Genomic DNA, 21,698 nt, shown 5'->3' on the forward strand with positions numbered 1-21,698 from the left:
TCGATCGGTGCTCATCTCCACACGGTCGAGAATTTGGCCCTTTTCTATTCGTAGAAAAGGGTCTTTTTTTTCGAACGCTTGTACCCGTATGGTATGATGAATGAAGAGAAGAATGGAGGTCGATTGAATGAATAAACTACTAGTCCTAGATGGGAACTCCTTAACATATCGTGCGTTTTTTGCACTGCCTCCGATGTCGGACGCGTCAGGTCGAAATACGAACGCGGTGTACGGCTTTACGATGATGTTGTTGAAATTGATGGAAGATGAGCAACCGACGCACTTTGCCGTTGCGTTCGATGCGTCAAAGAAGACATTCCGTCACGATACGTTTGCTGACTATAAAGGAGGGCGTCAAAAGACTCCTGGGGAATTACGCGAACAGTTCCCGCTCGTGCGAGACGTCTGTCGTGCGTTTGGTATCGCTGTCTTAGAACTTGATCAATATGAGGCGGATGATATCATCGGCACGCTCTCCAAGGATACATCATACGATCAAGTGACGATTGTGACGGGAGATAAAGATTTACTCCAACTGATTGATGATCGCGTGACCGTCTACTTGACGAAGCGAGGCATCACAGATGTCGAAAAAATGGACGAAACGGCATTCCAGGAACGTTATGAGGGACTACAACCGATTCAGATGATCGACTTAAAAGGGTTGATGGGGGATAAGTCGGATAACATTCCAGGTATCCCAGGTGTCGGTGAAAAGACGGCGCTCAAGTTGATTTCAACGTATGGAACCGTCGAATCCCTGTACGAACATACGGATGAACTAAAGGGGAAACAGAAAGAAAAAGTGGAAGCGAACGAGCGAGAGGCGAAGATGTCAAAACAGTTGGCGACGATTTATACGGACGTGCCAATTGATGTGACAGTCGACGATCTCGTCTTTAAACCTTATGATGCTTCTGTCGTGAAGCCCCTGTTCATGGAACTTCAATTCAAGTCGTTGATTGGTAAATTAGCGGACAGCTCTACAGAAGAAACGGTCGAAAAAGAAGTACGGCCAACCATCGACCTTTCTGAACAAGATTTGTCTCGAGCTGTCCTATTCCTCGAGCAACTACACGATGACTATTTCGAAGAAGACATCGTTGGGGTTGCAATCGCATCAGATCGTGGCTTGACCGTCGGTGACGTGACACTGTTACAAGATGCACGAGTCAAGGAATGGATTGAAGACGAATCGAAGACGACGATTTGTCTCGATGCTAAACAAACAATCATTCAGTTGAAACGTCATCAGTTATCCCTTCGCGGTTACGAAGATTTACTCGTTTCCGGATATTTGTTGAATTTATCTGGTGGAACGTCACTCAGCTCGATTGCTTCTCATTTCGCATACCCTCTTGAAGAAGATGAAGCAGTTTATGGGAAAGGCGCAAAAATAAAAGTCCCTGATGAGGAAGTATTCCATTCCCATCTCGCGGAGAAAGCACATGCGATTTTGACGTTGTTCGAACGTGTCGCTTCAGAGTTGAAAGACAACGAACAGACGGAATTATATGAGGCGCTTGAAAAACCGCTCGTCTCGGTGTTAGCCGAGATGGAATGGGCAGGCATTCATGTAAACGTGGAAACACTTAAACACATGGAGACAGATCTTCGTGAGCGCCTGTCTGCGCTTGAAGTAACGATTCATGAATTGGCCGGCGAACCGTTCAACATCAACTCGCCGAAACAGCTAGGGGTAGTCCTGTTTGAGAAATTAGCGCTTCCCCCTGTGAAAAAGACAAAGACGGGTTACTCGACTGCGGCGGATGTCCTTGAGAAGTTGGCGCCGCTTCATCCGATCATCGAGAAGATCATGCATTATCGTGAACTCGGGAAACTACAGTCGACCTATGTAGAAGGATTGCAGAAAGTTGTGAAGGAAGATGGCAAGATTCACACCCGGTACACGCAGACATTGACGCAAACGGGACGACTCTCGTCGGTCAACCCGAACTTACAAAACATTCCGATCCGATTAGAGGAAGGACGTCGAATTCGTAAGGCGTTCACCGCAAGTGAGCCGGGCTGGGTACTCTATGCGGTCGATTACTCACAGATCGAACTTCGAATCATGGCGCATATGTCACAAGATGAGAAAATGATGGCGGCCTTTTTGCATGATGAGGATATCCACACGTCGACGGCGGCGAACGTGTTCAAAGTCGCAAATGAGGAAGTCACTTCACTCATGCGTCGTCAGGCGAAAGCCGTCAACTTCGGAATCATATATGGAATCAGTGATTATGGGCTCTCGCAAAACCTAGGTATCACACGAAAAGAAGCACAAACGTTTATCGATACGTACTTTGAACAATTCCCGGGAGTGAAGACGTTCATGGATGCTGCGATTGAACGGGCTCGTGAACATGGGTTCGTCGAGACGATGTTAAAACGACGTCGTAATATCCCAGACATTCACTCTCGTAATTTCAACTTGCGTGGATTCGCTGAACGTACGGCCATCAACACACCGATTCAAGGAACGGCAGCCGACATCATCAAAAAAGCGATGATTGACGTCGATCACGCTCTTCAATCATCGCAACTTCAATCCAAGTTGTTGTTACAAGTACATGATGAATTGATTTTTGAAGGTCCGGCTGAAGAGATGGAAGCATTAGAAAAATTGGTGACGGAAGCGATGGAACATACGGTGACACTCGATGTTCCGTTACGTGCGGATGGAGCCGTTGGAACGACATGGTTCGATACGAAATAAGAAGATAGAAAGGAAATCAGTATGCCAGAATTACCAGAAGTCGAAACGGTTTGTCGCAGATTACGACCTGCCGTTTCTGGAAAGACGATTCAGTCTGTCGATGTGCTTGATCCTAAAATCATTCGGGGACTCGAGCCAGAAGAATGGGTACACCATTTGATTGGAGAGACCATTACAGATGTAGAACGTCGAGGAAAATTTATTTTATTCAAATTAACGAACGGGTATCTCGTCTCCCATCTCCGGATGGAAGGGAAGTTCTTCCCATATGAGACAATCACAGAACCGGCTAAACATACGCATGTCGTCATCAACTTCACGGACCAATCGACCCTACATTATAACGATGTGCGGAAGTTTGGAACGATGGAGTTGCGGACGAATGAGGCGGTTCATACGACACCACCACTGTCACTGCTCGCATATGAACCGTTTGACGAGCGTGTGACAACTGATGCATTGCATAAGCGTCTAGAGCGGATGAAGACACGCGCTATCAAGACGGCGCTTCTCGATCAGTCCATCTTCGTTGGATTAGGGAATATTTATGTAGATGAAACATTGTTTCGTGCTGGTGTGCATCCGACACGGCCAGCTGCTAGTTTGACGCACGAAGAAGTGGAGCGTGTACGCATTGAAGCGGTAGCCGTGCTAAATGAGGCCATTGAACGTGGAGGAAGTACGATTCGGAGTTATACGAATCCAGACGGAGCAACGGGAACGTTCCAAGAACGACTTTATGTATACGGACAAGCCGGTGAACCATGTCGTCGTTGCGGACAAGAAATTGAAAAGATGAAACTAGGCGGTCGTGGCACGCATTATTGTCCACACTGTCAACAACGTTAAGGAGTGGGCGTTATGTTGAAAATTGGATTGACGGGTGGGATTGCAACCGGGAAGTCCACGGTGTCTCGACTATTTCGGAAAAAGGGGATTCCGATCATCGATGCCGATTTGATTGCGAGGACGGTCGTCGAACCTGGAGGGAAGGCGATTGAGGGTGTAAAAGCGGCATTTCCAAAATGTTTTGACGGCGATGTCTTAAACCGTCCCGCGCTAGGGCGTGAAATCTTTCATGATGAGACGAAACGACAACACCTCAATCAACTGATGCATCCAGCGATTCGTGAAGAGATGAAGGAACAGATGCGTGATTATGAAGCATCCGGCGAGTCTGTCGTTATTTTTGATATTCCTCTCCTATTTGAGGGGACAATGCTCGACCTCGTCGATTATTCTGTCGTCGTCTATTGTCGCGAAGAGATTCAACTGATGCGTCTCATGGAGCGGAATGGATTGACGAAAGAAGAGGCACTCGCTCGCATTCATTCTCAAATCCCGATTGAAGAGAAAAAGCATCAGGCCGATTTTCTCGTCAATAACAACGGTTCACTCGGTGACTTACCACCGCAAATTGACCGTTTGGTCGAACAATTTAAGACGATTGAAAAAGAAGGCGAATGATCATTCGCCTTCTTTTCGTTTGGTTAGTTTAATGGATCGGATTCGGGTGATCCTTTCTTCCACGTATCATAAATGGCACGTCCATCACTTGGGTGACCGTTCGAATAATAGATGGGATACAGTGAAAAGAAAATATAGTAAAACGAAAAGTAGGCGAACTGATACGTATACAACGTCGGTTCAATATCTCGTCTTAAGATAAACGCATTGACAATTAAGATACTCGCCAGATTAAAAATGGCTCCACCGCCATATACAAGCGTGCGGGTGACCTTGTTGCTCCATTTTAAATCTGTAAACTGACACCACGCATCATAAAAATAGACGCGGTTCACTTGAAGACGTCCTACTTTAAATAGTTTTTTTCCTGTGCCGATTTGCATGTCGAGCGAGCCCCCAAACAACTTTGCGAAAAAGAAGTGTCCGAACTCATGAATCAACGTCACAATCGGTAAGATGATGAAAAACGAAATGAAGAACTTATCGATATCTCCCCAATCAAACATGGTGACGCCTCCTTTCTGTTGTGCTTCACGACAAGAAATTTCCCTCATTTTCAAAAAATAAACAAAGAAAAATGAAAAAAATGTGACGAATCATAGTGAAAACGCTTACAGCTATCCGTTATAATGAAACCGTAATGTAGAAAAAGGGGGATTTAGCATGGGGACAAAAGTTGCGATTAACGGATTCGGTCGAATCGGGAGAATGGTATTCCGAAAATTGATGCTTGAGGGACGTCATGAAGTCGTGGCGATCAATGCGAGTTATCCTGCGGAAACGCTCGCTCATCTCATCAAACATGATTCCATTCACGGTCCATTCGGATTGACAGTTCGAGCGCAAGGGGATGCGCTTGAAGTCGATGGGAAGCGAATCGAACTCATTTCAGAACGTGATCCATCACGTTTACCATGGGCAGACCTTGGCATCGACATCGTGGTCGAGGCGACAGGGAAGTTCAACTCGGATATCGGGGCAAAACTTCATCTAGATGCAGGGGCGAAAAAAGTGATTTTAACTGCGCCAGGGAAAGGGGATTTACGCACGATTGTGATGGGGGTCAACGATCGAGACTATCGCCCGGAAGAAGACCACATCATTTCAAATGCATCGTGTACGACAAACTGTCTAGGACCTGTCGTGAAAGTATTGCATTCGACATTCGGAATCGAGACAGGTTTAGTGACAACTGTTCACGCGTACACGAATGACCAAAATAATATTGATAACCCGCATAAGGACTTACGCCGGGCGCGTGCTTGTGGCAGTTCGATCATCCCGACTTCGACAGGAGCGGCTAAGGCGATTGGGCTTGTCATGCCAGAGCTACAAGGGAAATTAAACGGAATGGCACTCCGCGTTCCGACACCGAACGTATCACTCGTCGATTTAGTCGTCGAGCTTCACCGTGACGTCACCGTCGATGAAGTGAATGAAGCGTTTGAGCGGGCGGCGTTTGGAGAGATGACGGGCGTGTTAGGTGTCTCTCATGAACCGCTCGTATCGATTGACTTCAATGGAGACGATCGCTCGTCGATTATCGATATGGATTCGACGATGGTACTCGGCGGGAATCATGTAAAAGTACTCGCATGGTACGACAATGAATGGGGCTATTCGTGCCGTGTCGTCGACTTGTTGGATATGGTGGCGAGTTACCTTCAAATCGGGCAACAAGAAACACACGCCTAAAAAAATATTACGGTCTAAAAAATATTTTTGATTTTTTTAAACAAATGTCTTGTAACGACGTCCCAAACACGTTACACTCAGTTTCGTGAACTTCAATTGGTCTGACAAACGCAACTTAAAGGGTTAGGACCTCTTAGGACTAACTTGCCCCCGTGGTTGTGGGCGATTCAGGCACAAAGTGAGTGATCATCAACTACTTTGAGACCATTGATGTAAAGGGGGATCCACTAATATGGATACTATGGGACGTCACATTATTACAGAACTTTGGGAGTGCAATCCCGACAAATTGAATGATATCGACTACATCGAGCGTTTGTTCGTCGATGCAGCTCTTCGTTCGGGCGCTGAAGTCCGCGAAGTCGCTTTCCACAAATTTGCGCCGCACGGTGTGAGTGGAGTCGTCATCATTTCAGAATCACACTTAACGATTCACAGTTTCCCAGAGCATGGCTACGCGTCGGTTGACGTGTTCACATGTGGAGATCGAATCGATCCAGCTACGGCATCGCAATACATCGCCGAAGGATTGGATGCAAAAGTACGTGAAGATGTGAAACTTGAGCGTGGAATGGGACCAATTCGTGTTCCAGAAGCACAAGTTGCACTAACTAAATAATTCTGAAGAACCTTTTGAGGCTGGCCGTTTGACGGTCAGCCCTTTTAATTGTTTTGTTGTTGCCTTAATTTTGATATGCTTAACGTATATAACTCAGGCGTTGAGGTGGATTATGGGACTGTTAGATAAGTTACAAACACATATTGAAACGAAAGATACACATAAAAATGAATCGCTTCGGACACGCTACTATGCGGCATCTCCGAACGCAATCTTACAATGGTTAGAAAGTCAGATTCAGTCAAATGGTCAGACGGTCCGTCGAATCGACGCGAACCGTGGCGAACTCTCGTTCATTGGTGACGGATGGGACGGACTCATTACGATCGTACAAGTAGACGGAGGTCGTACAGCAGTCGATTTTACATTGAACCGCGAACAGCGACTCGGGACAGACCTCGCACAAATCGTTACTCACTATTACGAGGCGCTTACACAACAATTCCCGCTTCGTGCTATCGGAAATAAATCTGTCGAACGATAAGGAGGCTTGAGCATGCGTTGTCCGAAATGTGATCACAATGGAACGAGAGTGCTCGATTCCCGACCGGTGCAAGACCATTATTCGATTCGACGTCGTCGTGAATGTGAAAAATGTGGGTATCGGTTCACAACGTTTGAAACGGTGGAACAGACACCCCTCATCATTGTGAAGAAAGATGGAAACCGTGAAGAATTCAGTCGCGAAAAAGTGCTCCGTGGAATCATTCGTGCGTGTGAAAAGCGACCGGTCACGCTTGAACAGCTTGAAGGGGTCGTGACAAAAGTCGAACAACAACTTCGCGCCCTCGCGCAGTCGGAAATTCCGAGTGAGCAAGTGGGTGAGTTGGTGATGAATGAACTCTCACGTGTCGATGAAGTCGCATACGTCCGCTTTGCATCTGTTTATCGCCAATTCAAAGATATCACTGTGTTCTTTAAAGAACTTGAAGATTTAATGAAGCAAGAAAATTCGACCAACTAAAGGGCGGCCTGCTGGTCGCCCTTTTTCAGGGGAGAGAGCTATGGAGAAAGAACGTACAATCTTTGGGACGGACGAACTGCTCATTATGAGTACAGGTCTTGTTGACCGTGAATCGTATCAGTCCCTCTACCACTTATATCAGCCTGTTATCGGTGTCAAAGCGCTCGCGCTGTATCAGACGCTGTGGAGTGAATTGAAGCCAGGCAAAATGAAATCGAACTATATGTCTCATAGTGCCTTGTGTGAGATGTTGGAGTACTCCATCAATGAATTGACGGATAATCTATTTCGCCTCGAAGCCATTGGATTGGTACGGACGTACAAAACGAAAGATGCCCGATTGACGCAATACGTCTATCAGTTGCGTGTGCCGCTCGCACCGCATACGTTTTTAAACGATGGACTGTTATCGAGCTTTCTCTTCTATAAAGTAGGGGAAGTGCGCTTTAAACAACTTCAGGGGCGTTTCACAATTGACCCTTTGCCAGCGGGAATCGTCGAGGTGACGAAAGACTTTAATGAAGTGTTTGATGTCAAAGGTGTCAATCATCGAGCGTTCACGCAAAAGAACTACGAAAAACCAGATCGTGCGAAGATTGAAATCAACTATTCGTTCGATATGGATATTGTGAAGAAATTGACGAATTTCCCAGTCGGGTTTTTCACAAAAAAATTAGACGAAACCATCACAAAACTGGCCTATGTCTCTCAACTCGACGAAGAGACGATGGCGGAGATGTTGAAAGAATATTTCGTTCACGAAGCCTATCTTCCGCTCAGTGAGCAGGAGAAGCGGGACGGATGCCGTCAGATGGTATTACAGTTGAAGAAAAAGCAGACACGGCATCGAAAAGAGAAGACGGTGGAGCTTGAAGAGACCAAACTGGGAGATTTACATGATCCAGCGGTAATGGAAGCGGCGCACCCCCATCAGTATGTATCGACACTTCGGAAGACGCCTCAGCTGTCGAAGAGTGACGAACAGTTGGTCATCGAACTCGTCGATACGCTCGGGCTCGCACCGGGCGTGATCAACGCACTCTTCTATTATTGTATTGAAGTGAAGAAACAGACTCGTCTGAACGAGAACTATGTCCTTCGTATCGCGACGAGTTGGAAGACGGCTGGTTATACGAACGCGAAAGAAGCGTTGGAGCAAGAAGCGTCACAAGATGCGCTCATTGAGAAGAAGCAACAAAAACGTGAAAATGTACAGCGGACGACTGTCGGTTCGCGTCGGAAACCCCAACAAGGCGAGATGCCTAAATGGCTTGAAGATGAAGCGAAACAACAGCGATCGTATGATCAGGCGAGAAAGAAAGAATTGGAGTCTTCCGTTCCGGATGACGCGGAGCTCGTAAAACTATTAAATGAATTGAAAGAGAAGGGGTGAGGGGATGGAACGAATCAACCAGTCGTTATCGCAGTTGATGAATCGAAAAGAAGTCCGCGAAGCGTATGAGTCGATTCGCAGACGAACGCTCAATCATCCAGGAGTGATCGCCTTTTTGAACGCTCATCCTGAGTTAGAAGAGAAAGCGATTGAAATTGGATTCACGAAGCTGAGTGAGTATGCCGAGCAGATGGATGGGAAGACGTTCATGGAAGAACAAGCCGTCATCCCGGGTCATCAACCGGTGCTCTATGTCGATCTCGGACAGATCGCCATTCGCTATGAAGAGACGGTCGCTCATCGACAAGCTAGACGCCAAAAAGAGATGGACCGTAAGTTTAAGAGCTTGTTCTTACCGGAAGAAGTTCGTGAGGCGAGCTTTGAGTCATTTGATTGGGCGGACGATGCACGCAAGATCGCACTTCGGGAAGCGATGCGTTTCGTAACGGGGATGAAGTCCAAACAAAAAGTAAACGGACTCTATTTACACGGGAGTTTCGGTGTCGGGAAAACGTATCTACTCGCCGCCATTGCCAATGAATTGAAAGTGGCGGATATCGAGACGATTTTAGTTCATGCCCCTGGATTCGTCTCGGAAGCAAAACGCAAAATTCGCACCGAATCGTTTGATTCATTTTTAACTTCGTTTCAACATGTGCCTGTCTTGTTGATTGATGACATTGGTGCTGAGGCGATCAGCCCGTGGGTGCGCGACGAACTGTTCGGCATCATTCTCCAATATCGGATGATGCATCGATTGCCGACGTTATATAGTTCGAACTTTAGCGGAGAAGAGCTTGAGACTCACTTTTCAATCGATGGGTCCGCGCAAAATAAAATGAAGGCACAGCGTCTCATGCAGCGAATTTCAACGACGACGACCCAAATCGAGCTGAAGGGTGAAAATCGACGTCGGTAAAGGATTGTTTTTCTTGGATGAGTTGACTATACTAATAACCATATAAGTGATGCATAGAAGAGGATATGGATCATCGAGACGAGTTTTAGCGAGGGAAGGGCGGTGGAAGCTTCCTAACGACGACGATGCATTTACTCCCTCAGAGCACCGTACGGGTCAATCGTGCGGCGATTCACACTCGTTATCGTGTGTTCGAGCCAAGCGTGATGCTTGGGAACGAGGGTGGTACCACGAGAATCAAAGCTCGTCCCTTTTTGAGGGATGGGCTTTTTTTATATTCATTTTTTGAGAGGGGACAGATGTACATGATTCAATTGACATTTCCAGATGGCGCGGTAAAAGAATTTGATGCCGGCGTCACGGCAGAAGAAGTCGCAGGCTCAATCAGCCCGGGACTTCGCAAAAAAGCAATCGCAGCAAAACTAGACGGAGAACTCATCGACTACCGTCGTCCGATTGAACAGGACGGCAAAATCGAGCTCGTCATGCCAGATTCAGAGGACGGTCTCGACTTGATGCGTCACTCGTCAGCGCACTTGATGGCACAAGCGATCAAGCGTCTGTACGGAGAAGAGAATAACATCTATCTCGGGATTGGACCGACAATCGAGAACGGATTCTATTACGACATCGAAATGGACCGCCGAATCAACGAGGAAGACCTGCCTGAGATTGAGAAGATGATGAAACGCATCGTCGATGAAAACTTAGAAATCACTCGTGAAGTCGTTTCACGTGACGAAGCGCTCGCTCGCTATAAAGAGTTGGGAGACCCACTCAAAATCGAGTTGATCGAAGACATTCCTGCCGATCAGACACTTACAATCTATCATCAAGGTGAATTCTTCGACCTTTGCCGCGGACCGCACGTCCCATCGACTTCGAAGTTGAAAATCTTTAAATTGATGAGCGTGGCTGGAGCATACTGGCGTGGCGACTCAGACAACAAGATGTTACAGCGTATTTACGGGACGGCTTGGGCGACGAAAGAACAACTCGCCGAGCACTTGCGACTTCTTGAAGAAGCGAAAGAACGCGACCATCGTAAACTCGGAAAAGAACTCGACCTCTTCTTCGTCTCGCAAGAAGTCGGTCAAGGACTTCCGATGTGGCTGCCAAAAGGTGCATCGATTCGTCGTACGGTCGAACGCTATATCGTCGATAAAGAGCTCGAACTCGGATACCAACACGTCTATACACCGGTGCTTGGGTCGGTCGACTTGTATAAGACATCTGGACACTGGGACCACTATCAAGATGACATGTTCCCGAAAATGGAGATGGACAATGAGGAACTCGTCCTTCGTCCGATGAACTGTCCGCACCACATGACAATCTACAAACATGAGCCACGCTCATACCGTGAGCTTCCACTCCGAATTGCTGAGCTTGGTGGGATGCACCGCTACGAGATGTCAGGCGCGCTCACAGGACTTCAACGTGTCCGTTACATGGTCTTGAACGACGGGCATACGTTCGTGACACCTGAACAGATGAAACAAGAGTTCAAAGACATCGTTCACTTGATTCAAGAGGTGTATGCTGACTTTGGCATCAAAGATTATCGTTTCCGTCTCTCGTATCGCGATCCTGCCGATAAAGAGAAGTACTTCGATAATGATGCAATTTGGGAAATGGCACAGAGCCAGTTGAAAGAAACGATGGACGAGCTCGAACTTCCATACTTCGAAGCGGAAGGGGAAGCGGCATTCTACGGACCGAAACTCGACGTGCAAGTACGCACGGCGCTCGGGAAAGAAGAGACGCTCTCGACTGTTCAACTTGACTTCTTACTCCCAGAACGTTTCGATTTGACGTACACAGGACCAGACGGAAAAGACCATCGTCCAATCGTCTTGCATCGTGGTGTCGTTTCGACGATGGAACGATTTGTTGCGTATTTGATCGAAGAATACAAAGGCGCATTCCCAACATGGCTCGCACCGGTACAAGTGAAATTGATTCCGGTATCACATGTCCATGATGAGTATGTCGCTGAAGTCAAAGCGGAACTCGTCAAGCGTGGGGTTCGCGTCGAAACGGACCTTCGTGACGAGAAACTCGGCTATAAGATTCGTGAAGCGCAAATGAAGAAGATTCCAATGACGCTCGTACTTGGGGATAAAGAACGTGATGAGCGTGCGGTCAACATTCGTCGTTACGGTCAACAAGAACAAGTATCAGCATCACTTGACGAATTCATCGCATCACTCACAGAAGAGATTGCGAACCGTTCACGCTAAGCAAGGAGCCACCTTTCCATCTAGAAAGGTGGCTTTTTTCGGTCTAAAGACGGATGTGTATTTTGTCGTCTCCACGTATCGTAAACATTAAGGAGTGATAATTCGTGAATTATTTGAAGCCAGTATTGGCACTTACTATTGGAGCAGTCGCATTTACAGGAGCACTTCCGAAAGTCGGGGCGGAGGCAATCGTCAATGACACGATTGTGACGCTCGGGGAATCGCTCTCTTCAGAACAACAAAAATGGGTACTTGAACGTATGGACGCGCCAGAGGGAATCGAACCGATTATTACGACGGCAGCGGATGAAGAAAAATATTTAGGAGATTCTGTCCCACAAGCGCAACGTGGGGGTGGCATGTATTCGTCCGCACGAATTAAATTAACGGACGGAACAGGTCTTGATGTTCAAACTGAAAATGTGACGTGGGTCACGAAAAATATGTATGCGAACGCATTGGTCACAGCAGGTGTGACGGATGCGGACATCTATATCACGTCGCCAATCAACGTGACGGGTACTTCTGCGTTGACAGGGATCATGAAGGCGTATGATCAAACGGCGGCCGAAACCGGAATTGAACTGTCTGATGAGCGAAAAGAGCTTGCGCAAGAAGAGTTAGCAGTGACGTCTGAAATCGGAAAGACGGTCGGTCAAGAAGATGTAGCCGGTCTCATGAACGAAATCAAAGCGGAAATCGCGAACCAAATGCCGGAGACGAATATTGAGATTCGCGATATCGTCATTCAAGTGTTAAATCAAAATAACGTTCAATTGTCTGAAGGACAACTCGACCAATTGACGACACTATTTGAAAACATGCAACAAGCGAATCTGGATTGGTCTGCGATCAGTAACGGATTAAAAGATGCAGGGCAGGACGTACAGGCTTTTCTTGAACAAGAGGAAGTCCAAGGATTTTTCGCAAGATTGTTTGAAGCAATCAGTAACTTCTTCAAGTCGCTCACGAATTAATTGTGTATCATTGTGAAAAGAAGGAAAACTGGATAAGGAAATCATCAGACGGGGTAAATAACTTTCATCCACTATCTTAATCTTAGGGAGGAATCGTTATGCTCGGTGGTGTTCCGCTACATCCATTGCTCGTGCACGCTCCGATTGGTCTTCTACTGTTTGGGACGCTTTTGATTTTGATTAGCTTCAAATGGACAAGTTTTCGACTGTTTGCACTCGTCACGCTCGTTGCTGGATTGATATCGGGCGGAGTGGCATTTCTATCGGGTGACAGTGCCGAGGAGTATGCGGAAGCAAACCTTCCTTCGGTCACAGAGGCGATGGTTGAAAACCATGAACATTTTGCCTTGTACAGCTTGATCGCGTTTGGCATCACTGTTGTCTTGCTTGCCGTAGGATATCGTGCGAAAGGGAAGCTATGGATCACACTTAGTTTTGTGATTGCGCTCGTGGGAGCGGGACTTCTTGCATACGCCGGGCACCTCGGGGGACAGATGGTTTACGCACAGTAAACATGAATAAACGTCCAATTCCATTGATGTGGAACTGGACGTTTTTACATGGTACATAAGAAAGACAGAATTCCTCACTCTTTAGTACCATCGTTTATGAATATAGTTTTGAGCTGACTCGTGATCATCGACAATCTTTAATGTGATACGATTCATCTCTTCTAATAAGTCCGTTAATACTGCCTGTAACTTTTCATCTTCTAAGCCATGCGCCTGCATCGTTTTACTGACGATCTGCTGAACCTGGTCGTGATAGTCATGTTCGCGCGAGACGTCTTTTCGCCAATTCATGTAAATCCCTCCTTTGTTATTTCATTATTCCCTTTGAAAAGGTATTGCGAAACGAGAGAATGACTGGTATCATCATAAAAGTGTGAGCTACCAATTATTCATGCGCGATATCTTGACATCTTTTCCTGCTAGTGCTAAGATGACATAGTGATTAAAAACAACAAAGCAGAAGCACCCGCTTTTCACCTCGTCTGAGAGTCATCAGGCAGGTCCATCAAGTTCTTGGTTCAATCGGCATCGTCTGCCGTTTTATGACCTCAACTGATGTGTGGGTGGGAAACTGCCGACGCTTTTTTTATTGCCATGTTGTCTTGTCAATCTAAATCTCGTGCAATCGCACGATGGAGGTGCTAACCATTAGCAAAGAGCTCTTTATCAACGAAAACATTCGTGCCCGTGAAGTACGTCTCATTGGCGCAGACGGCGCACAACTCGGTGTGAAATCGCGTAACGATGCGTTACGTTTAGCTGAAGAAGCGGAACTAGACTTAGTCTTAGTCGCGGACAAAGCGAATCCACCGGTCGCTAAAATTATGGATTATGGGAAGTACCGTTTCGAACTCCAGAAAAAGGAGAAAGAAGCGCGTAAAAACCAAAAAGTCATCCAAATGAAAGAAGTACGTCTCAGTCCAACAATCGAGGACAACGATTTCCAAACAAAATTGCGTAACGCACGCAAGTTCCTTGAAAAAGGAAACAAAGTGAAGGCTTCGATTCGTTTCCGCGGACGTGCCATCACACACTCGGAAATCGGGAAACGTGTTTTGGACAAAATGGCAGCGGAATGTGCCGATTTGGCAACAGTTGAACAAAAGCCGAAGATGGAAGGACGCAGCATGTTCTTAGTGCTGGCTCCGAACAAAGAAGATTAATCATCGATTCTCAGTGGGGAGGAAATACTCATGCCGAAAATGAAATCGCACCGCGGTGCTTCAAAACGTTTCAAACGTACAGCATCAGGTAAACTCAAGCGTTCACACGCTTACACAAGTCACTTGTTCGCAAACAAATCGACTAAAGCGAAACGTAAGCTCCGTAAAGGCGCTATCGTATCAGCTGGAGACTTCAAACGCATTCGCAACATGATCGCGAAGTAATACAGAAACAATTAGGAGGGAATCCATATGCCACGCGTAAAAGGCGGTTATACGACTCGTCAACGTCGTAAAAAGCAAATTAAACTTGCCAAAGGATACTTTGGTTCGAAACACATTCTATTTAAAGTAGCAAAACAACAGGTCATGAAGTCACTCATGTACGCTTACCGTGACCGTCGTCAGAAGAAACGTGATTTCCGTCGTCTTTGGATCACACGTATCAATGCGGCAGCACGTACAAACGGTCTCTCATACAGCCGTATGATGCACGGCCTCAAGCTTGCAGGAATCGACATCAACCGTAAGATGCTTGCTGAGCTTGCTGTGACAGATGCACAGGCATTCGCGTCACTCGCTGAAACAGCTAAATCAAAATTGAACGCGTAATCGTTCAATCGACAGCGCCGAGACACTCTCTCGGCGCTTTCTTTTTTCTTCAGAATTTCTTAGAATTAAGAGAAGGAGGAAAGCGTATGAATCAATCAGTTGTCGCCATCGTTGCCCTTGCGCTGATCGTCTTGAACGTATATACCTATATCCAGGCAAAACGTTATACGCATGGCCAAGGTGATTTTAACGTACTATACGCCTATGCGGGAGGAGCCATCGGTGCCTTGTTCGGTCTCCATTTGACACGAAAAAAGACCGTTCATGCCCCAAAACTGCTCCAATTACAAGTATTGATTTTAGCGGTAGGCTGGTCTTTAATGATTTTAGTACTGCTATAAGTGGAGATAGAGGAGGAACATCCGGTGAACTGGACAACACTGTTTGATCGGCAGCGCGAATTAGACGAGCGGATCAAAGAACAACATAGATTATCCGGAAATCAATTCGATGAACGGTTACTAGCGCTGCTTGTCGAACTCGGTGAACTGGCTAACGAAACACGTAGCTTTAAGTTTTGGTCGAAGAAAGGACCGTCGCCTCAAGATGTGATCTTAGAAGAATATGTAGACGGCATTCATTTCTTACTGTCACTCGGCCTTGCACTTGGATATGAACGAGACGCGTTTCCTGCGGGAAGCTCATATCTTGATGCGACTGATGCTTTTTTAGATATTTATCGGAAAGTGACGAACTTTGGTCTTTCGAAAACAGAAGCGATGTACGAGACGCTGATGGCAGCGTATCTTGAACTTGGCTATACGCTTGGGTTCAATGAACAACTCATTTTCATGGCGTATATGAACAAGAATGAAGTGAACCATGAGCGACAACAATTAGGCTATTAAAGAAAAGGAGCGGATTGGTATGAATGAATCGTTACATATGTTAAAACGTCTGACAGACGCAACTGGCGTCCCGGGAAATGAAGGGGAAGTCCGTCAGTTAATGCGTGAATACCTTGAACCACATGTCGAATCATTTGAACAAGACGGTCTCGGAAGTTTATTTGGTCGAGTGACTGGAAACGCAGAAGGTCCTCGTGTCATGATTGCAGGTCACATGGATGAAGTCGGTTTCATGGTCACGCGTGTGGAAGAAGGTGGGTTCCTACGTTTCCAAGCGCTTGGTGGATGGTGGAACCAAGTCTTGTTGGCACAACGGATGGATGTGGTGACACGTTCAGGTGAAAAGATCCCGGGAGTGATTGGTGCGAAACCACCACATGTCCTTCCCCTTGAAGCACGTAAAAAACCGGTTGAAATCAAAGACATGTTTTTAGATATCGGTGCGACATCAAAAGACGAAGTCACCGAATGGGGAATTCGTCCGGGTGATACGGTCGTCCCGCATTGTGAATTCACGGTCATGAAAAATGAGAACTTCTTGATGGCGAAAGCTTGGGACAACCGAATCGGTTGTGCCATTGCCATTGAAGCTGCAAAACGCCTGAAAGAAGAAGCATTCCCAGGTGTCATCTATACAGGTGCGACGGTACAAGAAGAAGTTGGATTGCGTGGAGCGGTTACAGCGGCTAACTTGGTTCAACCGGATGTGGCGATTGCTGTCGATACAGGAATTCCAAGTGATACGCCAGGAATGACACCGGCAGAAGGATTGTCAAAACTCGGCGATGGCGTTCAAGTCATCTTCTTTGATGCAACGACCGTGACAAATCCACGTCTCGTCGACCTCATTGTTGAGGTAGCAAAAGAAAACGACATCAAATATCAGCTTGATTTGACACCGGGTGGTGGAACGGACGCAGGACGATTCCATTTGTCTGGGATTGGAATGCCGGCAATCGCGTTGACAGTACCTGTTCGTTATTTACACACGAACGTGTCAATCATCCATAAAGACGACTACGAAGCAGCGATTGAACTCGTAGTCGCATTAACGAAACGCTTAGACCACGAGACGGTCCAATGGTTGAAAGAGGGATAATATGACGAAGATTACGTCTACGAAGAGCGAGACGATTAAACGATTAAAACGATTGATGACGAAAAAAGGACGCCAAGAAACCGGGCAATTCCTTGTAGAGGGAGAGCATTTGGTAGATGAGGCAATCCGAGCAGGTCGTCTCGTACAACTTATCATGGCAGAGTCGTACGTACCGAAAAAGACGTGGCGCATCGAGGACATGCCGGTGCTCGAGTTATCTGATCATGTCGCTGACCTGTTATCTGAGACAGAAAAGACACAAGGTGTGTTTGCTGTCGTGAAGATGACACCGGTAGAGCGTAAGATGAAGAAAGTTCTCGTGTTAGATCGAGTACAGGACCCGGGTAACCTAGGTACGATGATTCGGACGGCAGATGCAGCCGGATTTGATACGGTGCTCCTCGGGAAAGGGACGGTCGATCCGTTCAATGCCAAAGTCGTTCGTGCGACTCAAGGTTCCCTGTTTCACGTGAACGTGACTTCGGTTGACTTGCTTGAAAAACTACCTGCACTGAAAGAAGATGGTTTCCATGTGTATGGAACGGCTCTTTCGAAAGCGACATCGTACGAGCAGGTGGCATTTGAAGACAAAGTAGCTTTGGTCATCGGAAATGAAGCACAAGGTGTACATGCCGATGTGTTGGCACTGTGCGACACACGTGTCCATATTCCAGTACTCGGTGAGGCAGAATCGCTTAATGCGGCGGTCGCTGCCGGTATTTTAATGTATCGGATCGCTTTACAATAATCTTGTCAGCACGTGAAAAACGTGATAGGTTAAACACATCGATGAATATGATATGACGTTGAAAGAACATAGTAAGCGAATGACCGATTCCGTTCAGGGAGCATAGGCCGTGACTGAGAGCCTAAGCCGGAATCGTCGCTGAATTCACTCTGGAGTCGTGTTGGAGACAACACCGGTTTGGCATCTCGATAACGATGCTCTCAAGTGGGCCAACTATTGGCCAAGTAGGGTGGTACCGCGATGATTCGTCCCTTCAGTCAACGACTGAAGGGACTTTTTTATGTAGAGGAGGAAGTGAACACATGAAAGAACAATTAGAACAGTTACAAATGGACGCACTTGAAGAAATCAAACAGGCATCCACACAAAAATCATTAAATGACGTCCGCATCAAATATTTAGGGAAAAAAGGTCCGATGACCGAGGTACTTCGTGGGATGGGTAAGTTATCCGCAGAGGAACGTCCAGTCATTGGTGAATTGGCGAATACGGTCCGAACGTCGATTCAAACGACGCTCGATGCTCGAATCGAAGAAGTGAAGGCAATCGAGCTAGAAGAGAAGTTAAAAGCGGAAACGCTTGACGTGACGCTCCCGGGACGTACATCGGCTCCAGGGCACAGTCATCTCTTGCAACAGATCATCGACGAGATGGAAGATTTATTCGTCGGACTTGGTTACACGATTGCAGAAGGTCCTGAAGTCGAAACGGACTTGTACAACTTTGAGATGCTCAACTTGCCAAAAGACCATCCAGCACGTGATATGCAAGACTCGTTCTATATTACCGAGGAGACGTTGCTCCGTACACATACGTCGCCGGTACAAGCACGGACGATGCTAGAGGCGAACGGGAAACCGATTCGCATCATTTGCCCAGGAAAAGTATATCGTCGTGATGAAGATGACGCGACGCACTCGCATCAATTCATGCAAATCGAAGGGTTAGTCGTCGATGAGTCGATTTCGATGGCAGACTTAAAAGGGACACTTGAAGTGTTCGTGAAGCAATTGTTCGGTGAGGCACGTGAAATTCGTCTTCGCCCAAGCTTCTTCCCATTCACGGAGCCATCCGTTGAAGTTGATATTTCATGCTTCAAGTGTGGAGGAAAAGGTTGTAACGTCTGTAAGGGAACCGGCTGGATTGAAATTCTCGGAGGCGGGATGGTACATCCACATGTGTTAGAGATGGCAGGCTATGACTCGTCAAAAGTGTCAGGATTCGCATTCGGAATCGGTGTTGAGCGTATGGCGATGCTCAAACACGGTGTCGATGACATCCGTCACTTCTACACAAACGACTTACGCTTCATCGAGCAATTCTAAGGAGGAAGACAGATGTTACTATCAAAAAAATGGTTGAATCAATATATTGATGTGTCAGATTTGAGCGGAGAAGCACTTGGCGACTTGATCACAAAAAACGGGATTGAAGTGGAAAGTGTCACAAACCGTGCAGAAGGACTTTCTGGGATTGTCGTCGGTCGTGTCCTTTCATGTGAGAAGCATCCAGAAGCGGATAAATTGAACGTGACAAAAGTAGACATCGGCGAATGTGATCCCGTTCAAATCGTCTGTGGCGCACCGAATGTACGCGAAGGTCAACACGTCATCGTGGCGAAAGTTGGCGCACGTTTACCGGGATTAAAAATTAAAAAAGCGAAACTTCGCGGTGTCGAATCTCAAGGAATGATCTGTTCGCTTGAGGAACTCGGATTCGAGAAGAAGCAAATTCGAGAAGATGAGCAAGACGGAATTCACACATTCCGTGAAGATGTCCAAGTTGGAGCGGACGTACTCGACTTACTCGACTTAAACGATGAGGTCATCGAGCTTGGCCTGACGCCGAACCGTTCGGACTGTTTGAGCCTTTATGGAATCATTCATGAAGTGGCGGCCATTCTAGAACGTCCGTACACGTTACCAGAAGCAGATGTCACGTCCTCTTCTGCGTCTGAAGTGTCGATTGAACTCGCTACACCGAACTGCCCGTACTATGCGGCGCGTGAAGTACGAGGAGTCACAATCGCAGAATCTCCACAATGGCTTAAAAACATCTTGATTGCAGAGGGCGTTCGTCCAATCAATAATATTGTTGATGTGACGAACTACGTGATGCTTGAGATCGGTCAACCGCTCCACGCATTCGATGCGAAAAAACTCGGTCAATCGATTGTGGTCCGCCAGGCTGAGGACGGAGAAGAAATGGTTACTCTGGATGATGTGACACGTACGCTCGACGCTTCAATGATGGTCATCACAGATGGTCAGACACCGGTAGCAATCGCAGGTGTCATGGGTGGTGCGAACACAGAAGTGGACGCCTCTACGACAGATATCGTCTTAGAATCAGCATACTTTGATCCGGCTTCAGTTCGTAAGACGAGCCGTACGCTCGGTCTTCGTTCTGACTCAAGCGCTCGTTTTGAAAAAGGTGTGGACCCGGAACGTGTCATGCTTGCGCTCGACCGTGCCGCTCAATTGATTGTGGAGCTCGGTGGAGGCGAGATTCGGGAAGCGACTGTTTCTGGTGAAAAAGCGTCACGCGCTCGTCAAATCGAAGTCTCGGTCGATTACATTAATAAACGTTTAGGGATGACACTCGATCGTCAAACGATTGAACGTATTCTAGAACGTCTCGGTCTAGCTACAGAAGGCGATGATGTATTGAGTGTCCATATCCCTTCTCGTCGTCCGGACTTAGAGCTGCCGGCTGACATCACGGAAGAAGTTGCGCGTCTATACGGATATGACAGTCTCCCATCGACGTTACCTGCATCTCAGTCGAAAGGCTATTTACCAGCAATCAACGTGTTGCGCAGAAAGACACGCCGCATGTTACAAGGTGTCGGATTATCACAAGCGATCACCTATTCATTAACGAGTGAGGCACATGCGACACGTTTTGGTGGTCAAGCCGATCAACTCGTCCGTCTAGCGATGCCGATGAGTGAAGAGCGTTCTGTACTTCGCACATCACTCATCCCTGGGTTGCTAGAGGCGGCACGTTACAACACGGCGCGTCAACAATCAAACGTCGCACTCTACGAAACAGGGCGTGTCTATACAGAGCAAGCTGATACGTTACCAAGTGAAAAAGAACGAGTGGCGGGAGTTGTCACAGGTCTTTGGATGGATCATCGTTCACAAGGCACTCGGATTCCGGTCGACTACTTTGTCGCGAAAGGGATTGTCGACACGTTGGTTCAAACACTTCGTCTTGATGTCACGTATGAAGCGGTATCGATGCCAGATATGCATCCAGGTCGTACGGCGAACATTTTGATGAATGGTGACGTCATCGGTTATGTTGGACAAGTGCATCCAGGAACATCAAAAGAAGTCTACGGGATGAAAGAAGTGTACGTATTTGAACTCGACCTATTGGCACTTAGTGGGGAAGAGACGCTTCTGTATCAAGACGTGCCGCGTTATCCATCGATTTCACGAGATTTGGCACTCGTCTTGCCACGTTCGATTCCGGCTGGCACAGTGGAGCAAACAATCCGTGAAGCGGCAGGTCCACTCTTGATCGACCTCGTCTTGTTTGACGTATATACAGGGGAGAATGTTGGACCAGAAGAGAAGTCGATTGCCTTCTCACTCAAGTTCCAAGACCCGTCACGAACGTTACAAGATGAAGAAGTAACAGCAGCATATGAAACAATCGTCGAAGCGGTCCGTGCAGCACACGGCGCTGAAGTACGAGCGTAAAAAT

The 21,698-nt window shown here is 47.0% G+C and carries 23 protein-coding genes; 21 read left to right on the forward strand and 2 right to left on the reverse strand.

Annotation, left to right across the window (positions count from 1 at the left end):
- Window positions 1–127: 127 nt before the first annotated feature.
- The 3 genes from polA to coaE are packed head-to-tail and all read left to right on the forward strand — an operon-like array spanning window position 128 to window position 4,189.
- Window positions 128–2,722, forward strand: a complete 2,595-nt coding sequence (gene polA, locus KNO92_RS03860) for a DNA polymerase I (protein ID WP_214693229.1) — start codon at window positions 128–130, stop codon at window positions 2,720–2,722.
- A gap of 21 nt (window positions 2,723–2,743) precedes the next feature.
- Window positions 2,744–3,571 carry a DNA-formamidopyrimidine glycosylase gene (mutM, locus tag KNO92_RS03865; protein WP_214693227.1) on the forward strand — a complete coding sequence of 276 codons (828 nt, stop codon included), beginning with the start codon at window positions 2,744–2,746 and terminating at the stop codon, window positions 3,569–3,571.
- Window positions 3,572–3,583: 12 nt separating this feature from the next.
- The gene (gene coaE / locus KNO92_RS03870) at window positions 3,584–4,189 is read left to right on the forward strand and encodes a dephospho-CoA kinase (protein WP_214693225.1); all 606 of its coding nucleotides are present in this window, start codon (window positions 3,584–3,586) and stop codon (window positions 4,187–4,189) included.
- Window positions 4,190–4,212: 23 nt separating this feature from the next.
- Here coaE and KNO92_RS03875 read toward each other — a convergent pair whose 3' ends face one another.
- Window positions 4,213–4,695, reverse strand: a complete 483-nt coding sequence (locus tag KNO92_RS03875) for a site-2 protease family protein (protein WP_214693224.1) — start codon at window positions 4,693–4,695, stop codon at window positions 4,213–4,215.
- A gap of 157 nt (window positions 4,696–4,852) precedes the next feature.
- Between KNO92_RS03875 and KNO92_RS03880 the strand changes: the two genes are divergently transcribed.
- From KNO92_RS03880 to KNO92_RS03920, 9 genes are all read left to right on the forward strand, one after another.
- Window positions 4,853–5,884 (forward strand): glyceraldehyde-3-phosphate dehydrogenase, encoded by a 1,032-nt coding sequence (locus KNO92_RS03880; protein ID WP_214760153.1) that lies wholly within the window; start codon window positions 4,853–4,855, stop codon window positions 5,882–5,884.
- A 232-nt stretch (window positions 5,885–6,116) separates the two neighbouring features.
- Window positions 6,117–6,503, forward strand: a complete 387-nt coding sequence (speD, locus tag KNO92_RS03885) for an adenosylmethionine decarboxylase (RefSeq protein WP_026825618.1) — start codon at window positions 6,117–6,119, stop codon at window positions 6,501–6,503.
- A gap of 112 nt (window positions 6,504–6,615) precedes the next feature.
- Window positions 6,616–6,987, forward strand: a complete 372-nt coding sequence (locus KNO92_RS03890) for a hypothetical protein (protein ID WP_214693217.1) — start codon at window positions 6,616–6,618, stop codon at window positions 6,985–6,987.
- A gap of 12 nt (window positions 6,988–6,999) precedes the next feature.
- On the forward strand, window positions 7,000–7,467 hold the full coding sequence (gene nrdR / locus KNO92_RS03895; protein WP_214760154.1) for a transcriptional regulator NrdR: 468 nt from the start codon (window positions 7,000–7,002) through the stop codon (window positions 7,465–7,467).
- A 40-nt stretch (window positions 7,468–7,507) separates the two neighbouring features.
- The gene (locus tag KNO92_RS03900) at window positions 7,508–8,860 is read left to right on the forward strand and encodes a DnaD domain protein (RefSeq protein ID WP_214693215.1); all 1,353 of its coding nucleotides are present in this window, start codon (window positions 7,508–7,510) and stop codon (window positions 8,858–8,860) included.
- 4 nt (window positions 8,861–8,864) lie between these two features.
- Window positions 8,865–9,779, forward strand: a complete 915-nt coding sequence (gene dnaI / locus KNO92_RS03905) for a primosomal protein DnaI (protein WP_214693213.1) — start codon at window positions 8,865–8,867, stop codon at window positions 9,777–9,779.
- Window positions 9,780–10,078: 299 nt separating this feature from the next.
- Window positions 10,079–12,022, forward strand: coding sequence for a threonine--tRNA ligase (thrS, locus tag KNO92_RS03910; protein WP_214693211.1), 1,944 nt, complete (start codon window positions 10,079–10,081; stop codon window positions 12,020–12,022).
- 104 nt (window positions 12,023–12,126) lie between these two features.
- Window positions 12,127–12,999 carry a DUF1002 domain-containing protein gene (locus KNO92_RS03915; protein WP_214693210.1) on the forward strand — a complete coding sequence of 291 codons (873 nt, stop codon included), beginning with the start codon at window positions 12,127–12,129 and terminating at the stop codon, window positions 12,997–12,999.
- 98 nt (window positions 13,000–13,097) lie between these two features.
- Window positions 13,098–13,511 carry a DUF2231 domain-containing protein gene (locus KNO92_RS03920; RefSeq protein ID WP_214693208.1) on the forward strand — a complete coding sequence of 138 codons (414 nt, stop codon included), beginning with the start codon at window positions 13,098–13,100 and terminating at the stop codon, window positions 13,509–13,511.
- Window positions 13,512–13,592: 81 nt separating this feature from the next.
- On the opposite strand, the gene KNO92_RS03925 is transcribed toward KNO92_RS03920, so the two are convergent.
- Complete coding sequence (locus KNO92_RS03925; RefSeq protein WP_012726699.1) at window positions 13,593–13,802, reverse strand: hypothetical protein; 210 nt, start codon at window positions 13,800–13,802, stop codon at window positions 13,593–13,595.
- 341 nt (window positions 13,803–14,143) lie between these two features.
- On the opposite strand from KNO92_RS03925, the gene infC reads away from it, so the two are divergent.
- From infC to pheT, 9 genes are all read left to right on the forward strand, one after another.
- A complete protein-coding gene (gene infC, locus KNO92_RS03930) occupies window positions 14,144–14,674 on the forward strand; it encodes a translation initiation factor IF-3 (protein ID WP_074033409.1) in 531 nt (176 codons plus the stop codon).
- Window positions 14,675–14,704: 30 nt separating this feature from the next.
- On the forward strand, window positions 14,705–14,899 hold the full coding sequence (gene rpmI, locus KNO92_RS03935) for a 50S ribosomal protein L35 (protein WP_012726697.1): 195 nt from the start codon (window positions 14,705–14,707) through the stop codon (window positions 14,897–14,899).
- 27 nt (window positions 14,900–14,926) lie between these two features.
- Window positions 14,927–15,286: a 50S ribosomal protein L20 gene (rplT, locus tag KNO92_RS03940; RefSeq protein WP_012726696.1), complete on the forward strand. Its 360-nt coding sequence runs from the start codon at window positions 14,927–14,929 to the stop codon at window positions 15,284–15,286.
- 86 nt (window positions 15,287–15,372) lie between these two features.
- A complete protein-coding gene (locus KNO92_RS03945) occupies window positions 15,373–15,627 on the forward strand; it encodes a hypothetical protein (protein ID WP_214693206.1) in 255 nt (84 codons plus the stop codon).
- 24 nt (window positions 15,628–15,651) lie between these two features.
- Window positions 15,652–16,134 (forward strand): dUTP diphosphatase, encoded by a 483-nt coding sequence (locus KNO92_RS03950; RefSeq protein ID WP_214693204.1) that lies wholly within the window; start codon window positions 15,652–15,654, stop codon window positions 16,132–16,134.
- A gap of 19 nt (window positions 16,135–16,153) precedes the next feature.
- Window positions 16,154–17,233, forward strand: a complete 1,080-nt coding sequence (locus KNO92_RS03955) for a M42 family metallopeptidase (RefSeq protein ID WP_214693202.1) — start codon at window positions 16,154–16,156, stop codon at window positions 17,231–17,233.
- Window position 17,234: 1 nt separating this feature from the next.
- Window positions 17,235–17,981 (forward strand): TrmH family RNA methyltransferase, encoded by a 747-nt coding sequence (locus KNO92_RS03960; RefSeq protein WP_214693201.1) that lies wholly within the window; start codon window positions 17,235–17,237, stop codon window positions 17,979–17,981.
- Between the two features lie 302 nt (window positions 17,982–18,283).
- On the forward strand, window positions 18,284–19,306 hold the full coding sequence (gene pheS, locus KNO92_RS03965) for a phenylalanine--tRNA ligase subunit alpha (RefSeq protein WP_214693199.1): 1,023 nt from the start codon (window positions 18,284–18,286) through the stop codon (window positions 19,304–19,306).
- A 12-nt stretch (window positions 19,307–19,318) separates the two neighbouring features.
- A complete protein-coding gene (pheT, locus tag KNO92_RS03970; protein WP_214760156.1) occupies window positions 19,319–21,694 on the forward strand; it encodes a phenylalanine--tRNA ligase subunit beta in 2,376 nt (791 codons plus the stop codon).
- Window positions 21,695–21,698 lie beyond the last annotated feature (4 nt).

The sequence above is a fragment of the Exiguobacterium sp. s129 genome (assembly GCF_018617585.1).
GTDB lineage: Bacteria > Bacillota > Bacilli > Exiguobacteriales > Exiguobacteriaceae > Exiguobacterium > Exiguobacterium aestuarii_A.

Bases quoted from the DNA above. Each gene is read 5' to 3' on its own strand.
- polA (WP_214693229.1), top strand. From the start codon at position 128: ATGAATAAACTACTAGTCCTAGATGGGAACTCCTTAACATATCGTGCG.
- mutM (WP_214693227.1), top strand. From the start codon at position 2,744: ATGCCAGAATTACCAGAAGTCGAAACGGTTTGTCGCAGATTACGACCT.
- coaE (WP_214693225.1), top strand. From the start codon at position 3,584: ATGTTGAAAATTGGATTGACGGGTGGGATTGCAACCGGGAAGTCCACG.
- KNO92_RS03875 (WP_214693224.1), bottom strand. From the start codon at position 4,695: ATGTTTGATTGGGGAGATATCGATAAGTTCTTCATTTCGTTTTTCATC.
- KNO92_RS03880 (WP_214760153.1), top strand. From the start codon at position 4,853: ATGGGGACAAAAGTTGCGATTAACGGATTCGGTCGAATCGGGAGAATG.
- speD (WP_026825618.1), top strand. From the start codon at position 6,117: ATGGATACTATGGGACGTCACATTATTACAGAACTTTGGGAGTGCAAT.
- KNO92_RS03890 (WP_214693217.1), top strand. From the start codon at position 6,616: ATGGGACTGTTAGATAAGTTACAAACACATATTGAAACGAAAGATACA.
- nrdR (WP_214760154.1), top strand. From the start codon at position 7,000: ATGCGTTGTCCGAAATGTGATCACAATGGAACGAGAGTGCTCGATTCC.
- KNO92_RS03900 (WP_214693215.1), top strand. From the start codon at position 7,508: ATGGAGAAAGAACGTACAATCTTTGGGACGGACGAACTGCTCATTATG.
- dnaI (WP_214693213.1), top strand. From the start codon at position 8,865: ATGGAACGAATCAACCAGTCGTTATCGCAGTTGATGAATCGAAAAGAA.
- thrS (WP_214693211.1), top strand. From the start codon at position 10,079: ATGTACATGATTCAATTGACATTTCCAGATGGCGCGGTAAAAGAATTT.
- KNO92_RS03920 (WP_214693208.1), top strand. From the start codon at position 13,098: ATGCTCGGTGGTGTTCCGCTACATCCATTGCTCGTGCACGCTCCGATT.
- KNO92_RS03925 (WP_012726699.1), bottom strand. From the start codon at position 13,802: ATGAATTGGCGAAAAGACGTCTCGCGCGAACATGACTATCACGACCAG.
- infC (WP_074033409.1), top strand. From the start codon at position 14,144: ATGGAGGTGCTAACCATTAGCAAAGAGCTCTTTATCAACGAAAACATT.
- rpmI (WP_012726697.1), top strand. From the start codon at position 14,705: ATGCCGAAAATGAAATCGCACCGCGGTGCTTCAAAACGTTTCAAACGT.
- rplT (WP_012726696.1), top strand. From the start codon at position 14,927: ATGCCACGCGTAAAAGGCGGTTATACGACTCGTCAACGTCGTAAAAAG.
- KNO92_RS03945 (WP_214693206.1), top strand. From the start codon at position 15,373: ATGAATCAATCAGTTGTCGCCATCGTTGCCCTTGCGCTGATCGTCTTG.
- KNO92_RS03955 (WP_214693202.1), top strand. From the start codon at position 16,154: ATGAATGAATCGTTACATATGTTAAAACGTCTGACAGACGCAACTGGC.
- KNO92_RS03960 (WP_214693201.1), top strand. From the start codon at position 17,235: ATGACGAAGATTACGTCTACGAAGAGCGAGACGATTAAACGATTAAAA.
- pheS (WP_214693199.1), top strand. From the start codon at position 18,284: ATGAAAGAACAATTAGAACAGTTACAAATGGACGCACTTGAAGAAATC.
- pheT (WP_214760156.1), top strand. From the start codon at position 19,319: ATGTTACTATCAAAAAAATGGTTGAATCAATATATTGATGTGTCAGAT.